Raw genomic sequence first — 10,851 nt, 5'->3', positions numbered from 1 at the left:
ACGGTCCACCTTCGGGCGTGGAAGTCGTTCGGGTTCACGGGGCGAGCGCCCGCTCGGCACGGGCCAGCGCCTCCCTGGCCCGGCCGATCGCCGGCGGCTCCGGCACCGCGCGGGTCGAGGGCGTCTCGGCGGCGGGCGGGGCCACCGCCTCCGGCAGCGGGCCGCGGATCTGGCCGGCAGCCGAGAGGGCCGCGTCGAGAAGCGCGGCGTCGCCCTCGACGAAGGCGGTGCGGTCGAGGCTGCGCAGGGCGTCGTAGCCCTCCTCGAACCGGCCGTCGGCGACGATCAAGGCCGCACCCCGGTAGAGGCGGGCCTGGGCGGCGGCGCGGCTGTCCGAATCTGCCAGCCCGGCGGCGCGCTCGGCGGCGAAGAGGGCGGTCTCGCGCCGTCCCTGCTCCAGCCCGGCACGGGCGACGAGGAGGTAGAGGTCGCGCCGGCTCTCCGGCTCGATCTCGTCGAGCATCCGCCGCAGGCTGGCGATGCGGTTGCCGTCGCTGTCGAAGTCGAGCCGGGTCAGCGCGGCGGCGAAGCGCTGGCGGAAATTGCCCGCGTAGACCGAGCGGCGGAAGCGGCGCAGGTACTGGATCGACAACGCCTCGAAGCGCGCCGCGTCGCCGCCCTGCGCCACCACGAAGATCTGGCGGCGCAGCGCCCCCTCCTCGACCAGCGTTCCCGGCGCCAGCAGGCGGGCGAGGTCGAGCAGTTCGAGCGAGCGCACCGGCGCCTCGCGCACCAGCAGGGCGGATTGGGTGAGCGCGAGCTGCCCCGCGAGGCCCGCCGGCATCGTGCGGGCATCGATCGCCGCCAGCTTGGTGCGCGCGTCCTTCTCCCGGCCCTGGAGATAGTCGAGCGCCCCTTGGGCGAGCGGCGTCTCCGCCTCCGGCACCTTGCCCGAGCCGAGGACGCGGCGCAGCGCGCCGGGTCCGCCGCCGGCCAGCGCGAAGGTGACGACGGCGCGCACGTTCTCGGGTGCAGCCCAGGTCTCGGCGTCGAGTTCCGCGAGCTTCTGCTCGATATGGACGAGGAGCTGGCGCTGGGCGAGGTGGGCCTGGGTCGAGCCGCGGGCGATGCGGTCCTGCAGCAGCTGGAGCGTGCGCACCAGCTCCACCGGCAGCCCGTGCGGCGTCACCGGAAGGGGTTCGATGGGCTTGGCCGGTTCGCCGTGGCCGCCGTGTCCGTCGCCGGCTGCGGCCGCCGGGAGAGCGAGGCAGAGGAGGGTGACGAGCGCGAGCAAGACCCTCCCCCCAACGGATATCGGGCTTGCCCGATATCCGTTGGGGGGAGGGAAGGCGTACGACTCGGCCGCCTTCGGCTGCGCGCGAAAGGAGGAGTTCGACAGCCACCGCATCATTCCGGCAGCCCCCGCAGCAGGATCTCGATGCGGCGGTTCTCGGCGGCCTTCGGGTCGGCCGGTACGCGGGGCTGGCGGTCGGCGTAGCCCTCGATCCGCTCGACGCGGGCCTCGTCGACGCCGCCGCGCACGAGCATGTAGGACGCCATCTGAGCACGCGCCGAGGACAGGCGCCAGTTGTCGTAGGACTCGGACTTGAACGGCCGCCCGTCGGTATGGCCGCGCACGACGATCCGGCCGGGGCGCCCGTTGATCACCTTGGCGATGCGCTCCAGCGCCTTGACCACCTTCGGCGTCGGCTCGGCCGAGCCGATCCCGAACATGCTGAAGTTGATCTCGTCGGTGATGCTGATGAGGATGCCCTCGCCGGTGCGGCGCACCTCGACGTTCGGCGCCGGGCTCGCGGTCGCCAGCGGCTGCACCGCCTTGGCGATCTCGGCCTTCAACTCCGCCATCGCCGCGGTCTCGGCCGCCTTGGCGTCGCTGGCCCTTGCCTCCGCGACGGCCTCGCGGGCCGGCTCCTTCGCCGATTTCGCGATGGCCGCCGACTTCGTCTGCGGGGCCTTGCTCTCGGACGTCTTCGCATCGCCCCCCCGGGCCTCGGGCGTCTTGACGTCGGGCAGCCCGGCCTCGCCCGGTGCTTCCGGCATCTCGGCCGCCTTCGGCTCGGGCTCCTTCGGGAGCGGCATCGGCTCGGCGGAGGCGAGGCGGACGCCGGCCGCCTTCATCGCCTCGTTCAGGCTCTGCCGCGCGGCTTCCTTCTTCGCCGCGTCCTTGGGAGTCTCCTTGGCCGGCGCCGCGCCGGTTTGCGCCCCGGCATCGAGGCGCGCCTCGGACGGGGCCGCGGCGGCGGTGTCGAGGGAACCGGGAGTCTCGGTGCGGCGGCGCGGCAGGGCGGCCACCTGCCAGTAGAGCGGATCGAACGGGTCGCGGCCGGTCTCGCCGCCGGCCACGCCGGGTTGGCCGGATTCGAGCGCGGAGGCGTCGGCGCTCGCGGCCTCCGGGCCCGGCTCGGCCTCCGCCGCGAGCTTGGCCAGCACGGCGTAGGGATCCTGGAACAGGGCGGATTCGCGCGCGCGGCTGCCCGGCGCGCCCGCGGCCTCGCCCTCGCCGCCCTTGCCCTCGCCACCCTTGCCTTTGCCGGCGGGGGCCGGATCGTTCGGCACGTCCTGCGGGTCGTTGACGCCTTTCCGGTCGTGCGTGACCTCGGCGAGCTTCACCGGGTTGAAGTACTCGGCGATGGTCTGCTTCTGCTCCTTGCTGGTCGAGTTGATCAGCCACATCACGAGGAACAGCGCCATCATCGCCGTCATGAAGTCGGCGAGCGCGATCTTCCAGGCGCCGCCGTGGTGACCGTCCTCGTGGTCGCCGTGGCGCTTGATGATGATGATCTCTTGGTGCTCGGACATCTCACGCCTCCGCCACGGCGGCGGCGATCAGCCGGCGCCAGGCCGACAATTCGGTCTCGATCACGGTCTCGCCCGCGCTCACGGTCACCTCGGTCGCGTCGGACGCCGTGAAGGCGATTGCGGCCGACAGGCCGGACAGCCGCGCCGAGAGCGCCGCGATCAGATCCTCGGGTCCGGTGACGGAGATCGCCGCCGGCTGCGGCTCGGCGAGCAGCCGCGTCACCGCCGCCGCCAGAGCCTCGACCGCCTGACGGCGCAGGGATTCGGTGAGGACGGGGGCGAGCAGGCGCGCCACGCGCTCCGACAATGCTGCGTCGAGGCCGGCGAAGGCCGCCGTGAGCTGACCGGCGAGCGCGGCGCCCTCGCCCTCGGCCCAGTCGCGGCGCGCCTGCGCGAGGCGCTCCTCGAAGGCGTCACGCTCGGCGGCGAGCCGCTCCTCGGCTTGCGTCAGAGCCTCGGCCCGGCCGGCCTCGCGTCCGCGCGCCTCGGCCGCCGCGATCAGCGCCTCGCGATCCTCCGACGGCGGCGCCGGGGCGACGGCCAGCGTCACGGGCGCGAAGGCCGCGAGGCCGGGGGCGACGATGCCGGAGACGGGCGCGGTCGCCATCTTCTCCGGGGCGGTGGCCGGCGCCGGCGCGGCGGCCGGAGGCTTGGTGCGCTGTGCCGGGCGGAACCAGTCCGCGTCGAAGTCGGGCGCGCGCGGGGCGGCCGGGGGCGGCGCCTTCCCGATCTCGGGCAGGAGCCGGGCGATCTGGCCCTCCATCACGCCGGCTCCTCACGCATCAGCCAGCGCTTGAGGACGGCCGCGACCTGCTCCTCGTCGATGTCGATGAGCTGCTCCAGCCGCTTCTGCGGCGAGCGGGCCATCTTGTCCTCGAGTTCCTCCATCAGGCCGGCCATGCCCGGCGGGAGGAGTTTCTGGGAGTCTCCGGCGGCGGCGACCGCTCCGGGGGCCGCGAGCGCGGGGGCGCCCTCGACGAGCCCGGCCACGGCTGCCCCGGCGGCCAGCGCGGGCGCGCCCTCGGGAGCCGTGAGGGCGGCGACCTCCGCCTGCTGCGCCTCCGGCACGGCGAGAATCGAGCGCAAGGCGGGCCGCAGGCCGAACCAGATCAGCAGGGTCGCGACGACGAGGATGGTGGCGGCGTTGATGAGCGTGCCGGACTGCTTCATCAGCACGTCGGTGACCGAGAGCGGCGGCACCGGCTCCAGCGGCTGGCCGTCGTTGACGAAGCCGACCGCCGCAACCTTGATCGTGTCGCCGCGCTCCTTGCTGAAGCCGGAGGCCGAGCCGACCAGTTCCTCGATCTCGGCGATCTGCTTCTCCAGGGCGGCCTTGTCGTCGGGGCCGGCGAGCGCGGTCAGCCGCGAGCGGTTGACCAGCACCGCGACCGAGAGGCGGCGGATGGCGTAGCCGTCGCTCACCGTCTGCACGGTCTTCTGGGAGATCTCGTAATTGGTGAGATCCTCCTTCTTCGAGGTCTCGTTGCTCGACTGGTCGTTGCCGTCCGAGCGGGTGCGCTGGTCGGGCAGGTTCTCCTGGGCGCTGGTGGGGCGCTGGCTGGCGCGGTTCTGGGCGTTCTCGCTCTCGCGCACGGAGCGGACCGAGCGCTCGACGCGCTGGTCGGGGTTGTAGATCGTCTCGTTGGTCGAGGTCTTGTCGGTGTTGAGCTGCGTCGCGACGCTGACCTCGAAATTGCCGACGCCGAGATAAGGCGCGAGCGTGCGGCGGATGTTGTCCTGCATCTCGCGGCTGACGGATTTTTCCAGCGTCGCCATCTTGCCGGTGGGCGCGGTGGTCGCATCGTCGCCGGCCAGGAGCACCGTGCCCTCGGAGCCGATCACGGTGACGCGGTCGGGCTTCATCCCGGGGATGGCGGAGGCCACGAGATGGCGGATGGCCTGCGCGCCCGACACGTCGTCGGCGGGCTCGGTGCGCACCACCACGGAGGCCGAGGCCGGCTGCTGGTCGCGGCGGAACGAGCCGCGATCGGGCAGCACGAGATGGACGCGGGCGGCGCGCACGCCCTTCATGCCCTGGATCGTGCGGGCGATCTCGCCTTCGAGCGCGCGGACGCGGGTCACCTCCTGCATGAACGAGGTCATGCCGAGCGAGCCGAGATCGTTGAACAGCTCGTAGCCGGACTTCGAACTCTGCGGCAGGCCTTTTTCCGCCAGCAGCATCCGGGCCTGGGCGGTGTGGCCGTAGGAGACGAGCACGGCCGAGCCGTCCGCCGACACGTCGAAGGGGATGCCGTTGTCCTTGAGCACGCCGCCGATGCGGCCGACATCCTCGCGCGACAGCCCCGTATAGAGCGTCTCCTGCGCCGGGCGGCTCAGGTAATAGGCGCCGATTCCAACGCCCAGGAACACCAGCAGGCCGACCAGCCCGAGGGCCATCAGCCGCCTCGCGCCGAGATCGACGATGTTGCTCCACAATCTCTCGGCTTGCTCGCGACCGGGCATCCTGGGGCCATTCCGAACCGGACCGGGTCCTTGGTCCGGGTGCCATGTTGCCGGTCAGCCTTGCGTGGGGGTTGCGCGGAGGATGGCCGCGGCGGGGGCCGCTATGGGAGGGGCGATCCGGCAACACGGAGGAACGGGCATCCCATCGACATGGGGCCGGCGCTCGCCTTAAAATTCAGAGTGGGATGGTCTTCATGCGCGGCGCGGGAGGTCGAGGCATGACGAAGCGGCTGGAGCAGGCCATGGAGCGCGCTCAGTCGCTCCCGGCCGACGTTCAGGACGAGATCGCGCGCCTCGTGCTCGCCTATGCCGGTGAGGACGACGAGGTTCTCGTGCTCACGCCCGACGAAGAGGCCGATCTCCTCGAAGCGCGCAGCGAGATGGAACGGGGCGAGTTCGCCGACGCTACAGCCGTCGAGGCCGTGTTCGCGAAGTATCGCGGGTGAGTTCGTCCCCGCGCGTCCTGCGCTTCCAGGCGCGGGCGCTTCAGCAGATCGACGAGGCGCTCGGCTACGTCCATGCCCGCTCGCCCCAAGGCGCGGCGAAGGTCGAGGCGCGGCTGACCGATCTGTTGGAGCGCCTTCGCGCGCATCCGAAACTCGGCGTCAGGACGTCGGTTGCCGGCGTGCGCCGCATCTCTCTCGTTTCCTATCCTTACCTCGTCGACGACGTCACGACCGACGCCGCCATCATCGTGCAGCGCTTCCGGCACACGGCACGGCGGCCGGTGCCTTGATTGCAGGGCAAGCCGTCAGAAGAACGACCGCACCAACCCGCTCACCAGCAGGTTCCACCCGTCGATCAAAATGAAGAACAGCACCTTGAACGGTAGCGAGATCACGGTCGGCGGCAGCATCATCATGCCCATCGACATCACGATGGTGGAGACGATGATGTCGATGACGAGGAACGGCAGCACGATCAGGAAGCCGATCTCGAAGCCGCGGCGCAGTTCCGAGATCATGAAGGCCGGGATCAGGATGCGCAGGTCGATCTTTTCCCCCTGCTCGGCCTTGGGAAAGTTGCGGCTGGCCAAGTCCGAAAAGGTCTGGAGGTCCTTCGGGCGCACGTGTTGGGTCATGAATTCCCGGAACGGCTCGACGATCTTGGAAAACGCCTCCTCCTCGCCGATGCGGTTCTCCTGCAGCGGCTTCACGCCCTCGTTCCAGGCGCGGTCGAAGGTCGGGGCCATGACGTAGAAGGTCATGAACAGGGCGAGCGACACGAGAAAGAGGTTGGCCGGCGTGCTTTGCAGCCCGAGGCCCGAGCGCAGGAACGAGAAGGCGACGGCGAAGCGCGTGAAGCTCGTCACCATCACGAGCAGGCCCGGCGCCAGGGACAGCACGGTCAGCAGCGCCACGAGCTGGATGATGCGCCCGCTCGCCGCCCCATTGCCGGGCGGCAGCAGCGCGTCGAGGCCGGGCAGGCCGGTGACGCCGCCGGCGTTCTGGGCGAGGGCGGCGGTGGAGCCGACGGAGACGAGGGTCAGGGCCGTCACCGCGACCGGAAAGAGGAGGCGTGCGCGGAAAAAACCCTCCCCCCTCTGCGGGGGAGGGTGCCCTGCGGATGCAGGGCGGGAGAGGGGAGCGACGGTGCCGCTTGGCCGCGCTCGACCCGAAATCGCTGGAAGTGGGGCTTCCCCTCTCCCGACCCCCTTCGGGGGCCACCCTCCCCCGCGGAGGGGGGAGGGAAGGGGCGCCGCGGCCATGGCCCGGCTCACTGGACCACCAGCGATTCGACGATCAATTCCCGCACGGCGCCCTTGGTGCGGATGGCGACGCGCTCGTTGAGGTCCTCGCGCAGGTGCTGGAGGCCGCTGGCGCCCTCGATCTGGGCGAGCGACATCGTGCGCAGATAGGCCACCGCGTCGGCGCGGATTTCGGCGAGCGTCACGTCCGGGTTCGGCAGCGTGCCGGTCTTGAAGACGATGGAGGATTCGATCCGCACCCAGGAATCGGCGGGCTCGGCGAGGTTCGTCACCGCCGAGCCGACGCGGCGGAGCGACAGGTCGCCGGTGTAGTTGAGCACCTTGACCGCCTTGTCGGCCTCCTCGCGCTTCTTGAGGTCGACCGACTTCTCGACGTTGCCGAGCAGGTAGACGCCGAGCCCGCCGCCGGTGCCGACGGCGACCAGCGTGGCCAGGAGCAGCGCCCCGATCCAGCCCTTGCCGCCCTTCTTCGCGCCGTCCTTGGTATCGGCCATGATGATTCTTCCGCCGGTGCGCTTCCCATCTATCCCCCTCATCCTGAGGTGCTGAGCGTCAGCTCAGCCTCGAAGGAGGGCTCCAGGGATCGCCGTGATGTCTGGAGCCCTCCTTCGAGGCCTCCGCTTCGCTCCGGCACCTCAGGATGAGGGGGAGGGTGGGACGAGGATGATCGCGCCTCAGAACGGCGCCACGTTTTCAAAAATTTGCTGCCCCAGCGTCGGCCCCTGCACGTCGGTGAGGCGGCCGCGACCGCCGTAGGAGATGCGGGCCTCGGCGATCTTGTCGTAGTCGATGGTGTTCTTGCGCGAGATGTCGCGCGGGCGGACGATGCCGGCGACGTTGAGCACGCGCACCTCGTTGTTGACCCGCACCTCCTGCGAGCCGGAGATCATCACGTTGCCGTTGGGCAGCACCTCGGTGACGATCGCGGCGACCGAGAGGCTCAGCGTCTCCTTGCGGTCGATGTTGCCCTGGCCCTTGGTCGAGGTGCCGGAGCGGATGCCGGTGTCGGCGGTGGCCGAATCCTTGAGGGCCGAGACGCCGTAGCCGAAATCGAAGCCCAGAAAACTCTTCTGGCTGCGCTCGCGCTCGGTCGCGTTGTCGAACTGCGCCTTGTCGTTGATGGCGATGGCCACCGTGATGACGTCGCCGACGTTCTTGGCGCGCGGGTCCTGGTAGAGGTCGGCGCTCGCGGGCGACCATGTGGAATGATAGCTGTGGCGCGGGCCGTAGGCGCCGAAGGTGGTCGGCAGCGGCTCGCGCGGGGCGTTGAGCCCGGTGCCGACCGGGGTCAGCACGGGCGCGCGGCCGAGCCGGTCGAGTTCGCTGGTCTGGCAGGCGCCGAGACCGAGCGCGAGGCAGCCGGCGAGGGCGAGGGAAGGCCTGCGCATCACGATCTCTCGTTCTTTCTGGGAGCCGGCGCGGGCGCGGCGGGCGCGTCCTTGCGGCCGGCATCCGACATCTTGCGGGCGAGGCTGGCCGCGCGGGTCGCCTCCATCTCGGAGAGGATGGCGCTGGCCGCGCGGGCGTTGAGCTTGGTCAGGAGCGCGGCGGCCGATTCCTCCGGCATGTTGGCGAATTGGAGCGCCGCCGCGTCGGGCTTCATCTTGGCGTAGACCGCGACCACGGTCTCGTCGGCCTTGGCCAGGAACTCGTTGCGGCGCTTGAGCCAGGTCTCGTACTCGGCCCGCTTCTCCTCCAGCGCCTTGATCCGCTCCTCGACCTGACGTTCGAGGGTGGCGAGCTGTTCCTTTTGCCACGCGAACCGGGCATCGGCCGCGGCGTCGGCGATGTTGGCGCAGTAGCCGGATTTCGCCGGCGCCGCAGCGACGAAGTCCTGGGCGGAAACGTCCTTGGGCGCGTCGCGGATCGCGAGTGCCTTCATCGCGGCCTCCTTCGCCGGGTCCGGCTTGTCGCCGCCGCCCGCGGCGAGGGCTGTGCCGGTGAGGGCGAGCCAGAGGGCAAGCAGGCTCACGAGAGAGGCGGGAGGGCGAAGCCGCATCCCCTCGCCCCGCACGCGGGGAGAGGGCCGCGACGACCTCGTCGTCGGCGCGGCAAGGCGGCAGCCGAAGGTGAGGGGGCTTGTCCGCATGAGACTCTTCCGGAGAAGCCCCCTCACCGCCGCTTCGCTTCCCGCATGGACGACAAGGTCCATGCAGGCCTCTCCCCGCGTGCGGGGAGAGGGGGTTCCCGTCATGCGTCCGGCTGGTTCGACGAGGCGGTTCATTGGACGACCAGCTCCGCCTGGAGGGCGCCGGCGGTCTTCACCGCCTGCAGGATCGCGATGATGTCGGTGGGCTTCAGGCCGACCTGATTGAGGCCGCGCACCAGCGTCTGGAGGTCGGAGCCGCCGAGGATGGCGAGCTTGCCCATCTGCTCCTGGGCGGCGACCTCGGTGCGGGGCACCACCACGGTCTGGCCGTTGGAGAAGGGCGCGGGCTGGGACACCTCGGGCGCCTCGGTGACCCGCACCGTGAGGTTGCCGTGGGTGACGGCGACCGTGGAGATCTGCACGTTGCGGCCGATCACGACGGTGCCGGTGCGCTGGTCCACCACGACGCGGGCCGGGGTGTCGGGCTGGATCGTCAGGTCGCCGATCTCGGCCACCAGCCGGGTCTGCGCCATCTGGCGCCCGCGCATCACCACGACCGAGCGCTGGTCGCGGGCCGAGGCGATGCGGCGGCCGAAGGCCCCGAGCGACCACGCGTTGATCGCATCCGAGACCTGGATCGCCGACTTGAAGTCCGGGTTCTTCAGCTCGAACACGAGTTCGGGCAGATCACGAAACGTACCGGGCACCTCGCGCTCGATGAGCGCCCCGTTGGGGATGCGGCCCGCCGTCGGCACGCCCTGGGTCAATTGCTCGGCCGCGCCCTGCACGGTGAACCCTGAGACCGCCAGCGGCCCCTGCGCCGCCGCGTAGACGAGACCGTCGCCGCCGGTGAGCGGCGTCATCAAGAGGGTACCCCCTTTGAGCGAGGTGGCGTCGCCCATGGAGGTGACGGTCACGTCGATGCGCGAGCCGGTGCCGGTATAGGGGGGCAGGTCCGCGGTCACCATGACGGCGGCGATGTTGCGGGTGCGCAGCCGCGCGTCGCGCACGTTGATGCCGAGCCGGTCGAGCAGCGATTGCAGCGATTGCTCGGTGAACTGCGCGTTACGCAGGGTGTCGCCGGTGCCTTGCAGGCCGGTGACGAGGCCGTAGCCGAACAGCTGGTTGTCGCGCACGCCTTTGAGCGTGGCGATGTCCTTGATCCGGGTGCCCGGCGCGGCGCGGACCGGGCCGGCGGCGAGCGCGAAGCCGAGCCCCGTGACGAGCCCGAGCAGGATCGCGATGACGAGGCGGTGGAACGGGCGACGCATCGTCGATGAAGACATCACTGGGCGCCGACCTTGATGCGGCCGTCGGCCATCACGGTGCCGAGCACGATGCGGTTGGTGTCGGTGTTGCGCACCCGGATCGTCTCGCCCAAGCCCCCGTTCTGAAGGGGCGCGCCGACGGTGGTGATGACGAGGCCGTTCTCCTCGAACACCAGCTGGGTCGGGGTGTTGCGGCTCACGAGGCGGGGGTCGTCGACGGCGTTGACCGGCACCGGCTCGCCCGGCAGCAGCATCCGCCGGGCCTGCCGCCCGGCGATCGCCATGGGCGCGTCGATCACGGCCGAGCGCGCCTTGAAGGTCGAGGGATAGGCCTGCATCCGCAGCATCGATTCCCTGATCGTGTCGCCGGGATAGATCGTGACCACCGGCACCGGCAGCATGATCTCGGGCGCCGCCGAGGGGGCCGCCATACCGTCCACGGCCAGCGCCGGCACGGGCGCGGACCCGGCGAGCAGGGCGAGGGCGAGGCAGCGGGCGAGACAATTGGCGAAGATCTTGCGGGCCATGGGAATCGCGCCGATACGAAAACGAGGGGAGGGCGG

12 protein-coding genes are annotated in these 10,851 nt (G+C 71.1%); 2 read left to right on the top strand and 10 right to left on the bottom strand.

Translation table 11 applies throughout. The features are described from left to right. Window positions 1-34 precede the first annotated feature (34 nt). Genes HNR00_RS01900 through fliF form a run of 4 tightly spaced genes read right to left on the bottom strand, consistent with a single transcriptional unit; the run spans window position 35 to window position 5,223 of the window. A complete protein-coding gene (locus HNR00_RS01900; RefSeq protein WP_376770345.1) occupies window positions 35-1,351 on the bottom strand; it encodes a MotC family chemotaxis protein in 1,317 nt (438 codons plus the stop codon). Then, window positions 1,348-2,760 (bottom strand): MotB family protein, encoded by a 1,413-nt coding sequence (locus HNR00_RS01895; protein ID WP_183563941.1) that lies wholly within the window; start codon window positions 2,758-2,760, stop codon window positions 1,348-1,350. The genes HNR00_RS01900 and HNR00_RS01895 overlap by 4 nt, the downstream gene beginning before the upstream one ends. A gap of 1 nt (window position 2,761) precedes the next feature. Beyond that, window positions 2,762-3,523 (bottom strand): hypothetical protein, encoded by a 762-nt coding sequence (locus HNR00_RS01890; protein WP_183563938.1) that lies wholly within the window; start codon window positions 3,521-3,523, stop codon window positions 2,762-2,764. Next, complete coding sequence (gene fliF / locus HNR00_RS01885; RefSeq protein ID WP_183563935.1) at window positions 3,523-5,223, bottom strand: flagellar basal-body MS-ring/collar protein FliF; 1,701 nt, start codon at window positions 5,221-5,223, stop codon at window positions 3,523-3,525. Before fliF ends, HNR00_RS01890 begins: the two co-directional genes overlap by 1 nt. 218 nt (window positions 5,224-5,441) lie before the next feature. On the opposite strand from fliF, the gene HNR00_RS01880 reads away from it, so the two are divergent. Then, on the top strand, window positions 5,442-5,669 hold the full coding sequence (locus tag HNR00_RS01880) for a hypothetical protein (protein ID WP_183563932.1): 228 nt from the start codon (window positions 5,442-5,444) through the stop codon (window positions 5,667-5,669). Then, on the top strand, window positions 5,666-5,959 hold the full coding sequence (locus tag HNR00_RS01875; protein ID WP_183563929.1) for a type II toxin-antitoxin system RelE/ParE family toxin: 294 nt from the start codon (window positions 5,666-5,668) through the stop codon (window positions 5,957-5,959). Before HNR00_RS01880 ends, HNR00_RS01875 begins: the two co-directional genes overlap by 4 nt. Window positions 5,960-5,974: 15 nt before the next feature. Here HNR00_RS01875 and fliP read toward each other — a convergent pair whose 3' ends face one another. The 6 genes from fliP to flgA all read right to left on the bottom strand — a co-directional run bounded on the left by fliP (window position 5,975) and on the right by flgA (window position 10,815). Then, complete coding sequence (gene fliP / locus HNR00_RS01870) at window positions 5,975-6,712, bottom strand: flagellar type III secretion system pore protein FliP (RefSeq protein ID WP_210306258.1); 738 nt, start codon at window positions 6,710-6,712, stop codon at window positions 5,975-5,977. 227 nt (window positions 6,713-6,939) lie between these two features. Continuing rightward, window positions 6,940-7,425 (bottom strand): flagellar basal body-associated FliL family protein, encoded by a 486-nt coding sequence (locus tag HNR00_RS01865; protein WP_183563923.1) that lies wholly within the window; start codon window positions 7,423-7,425, stop codon window positions 6,940-6,942. 180 nt (window positions 7,426-7,605) lie between these two features. Further along, entirely contained in the window at window positions 7,606-8,319 is a 714-nt protein-coding gene (gene flgH / locus HNR00_RS01860; RefSeq protein WP_183563920.1) for a flagellar basal body L-ring protein FlgH, read from the bottom strand. Then, on the bottom strand, window positions 8,319-8,930 hold the full coding sequence (locus tag HNR00_RS01855) for a MotE family protein (protein WP_183563917.1): 612 nt from the start codon (window positions 8,928-8,930) through the stop codon (window positions 8,319-8,321). The genes flgH and HNR00_RS01855 overlap by 1 nt, the downstream gene beginning before the upstream one ends. A 221-nt stretch (window positions 8,931-9,151) precedes the next feature. Next, entirely contained in the window at window positions 9,152-10,306 is a 1,155-nt protein-coding gene (gene flgI / locus HNR00_RS01850; protein ID WP_246390168.1) for a flagellar basal body P-ring protein FlgI, read from the bottom strand. Next, the gene (gene flgA, locus HNR00_RS01845) at window positions 10,306-10,815 is read right to left on the bottom strand and encodes a flagellar basal body P-ring formation chaperone FlgA (RefSeq protein WP_183563914.1); all 510 of its coding nucleotides are present in this window, start codon (window positions 10,813-10,815) and stop codon (window positions 10,306-10,308) included. Before flgA ends, flgI begins: the two co-directional genes overlap by 1 nt. Window positions 10,816-10,851 lie beyond the last annotated feature (36 nt).

The sequence above is a fragment of the Methylorubrum rhodinum genome, assembly GCF_014199935.1.
GTDB classification, from domain to species: Bacteria; Pseudomonadota; Alphaproteobacteria; order Rhizobiales; family Beijerinckiaceae; genus Methylobacterium; species Methylobacterium rhodinum.
Note: the sequence above shows the minus strand (reverse complement) of the source record. Positions and strands in the feature narration are given on the sequence as shown.

Bases quoted from the DNA above. Each gene is read 5' to 3' on its own strand.
- HNR00_RS01900 (WP_376770345.1), bottom strand. From the start codon at position 1,351: ATGATGCGGTGGCTGTCGAACTCCTCCTTTCGCGCGCAGCCGAAGGCG.
- HNR00_RS01895 (WP_183563941.1), bottom strand. From the start codon at position 2,760: ATGTCCGAGCACCAAGAGATCATCATCATCAAGCGCCACGGCGACCAC.
- HNR00_RS01890 (WP_183563938.1), bottom strand. From the start codon at position 3,523: ATGGAGGGCCAGATCGCCCGGCTCCTGCCCGAGATCGGGAAGGCGCCG.
- fliF (WP_183563935.1), bottom strand. From the start codon at position 5,223: ATGCCCGGTCGCGAGCAAGCCGAGAGATTGTGGAGCAACATCGTCGAT.
- HNR00_RS01880 (WP_183563932.1), top strand. From the start codon at position 5,442: ATGACGAAGCGGCTGGAGCAGGCCATGGAGCGCGCTCAGTCGCTCCCG.
- HNR00_RS01865 (WP_183563923.1), bottom strand. From the start codon at position 7,425: ATGGCCGATACCAAGGACGGCGCGAAGAAGGGCGGCAAGGGCTGGATC.
- flgH (WP_183563920.1), bottom strand. From the start codon at position 8,319: ATGCGCAGGCCTTCCCTCGCCCTCGCCGGCTGCCTCGCGCTCGGTCTC.
- HNR00_RS01855 (WP_183563917.1), bottom strand. From the start codon at position 8,930: ATGCGGCTTCGCCCTCCCGCCTCTCTCGTGAGCCTGCTTGCCCTCTGG.
- flgI (WP_246390168.1), bottom strand. From the start codon at position 10,306: ATGTCTTCATCGACGATGCGTCGCCCGTTCCACCGCCTCGTCATCGCG.
- flgA (WP_183563914.1), bottom strand. From the start codon at position 10,815: ATGGCCCGCAAGATCTTCGCCAATTGTCTCGCCCGCTGCCTCGCCCTC.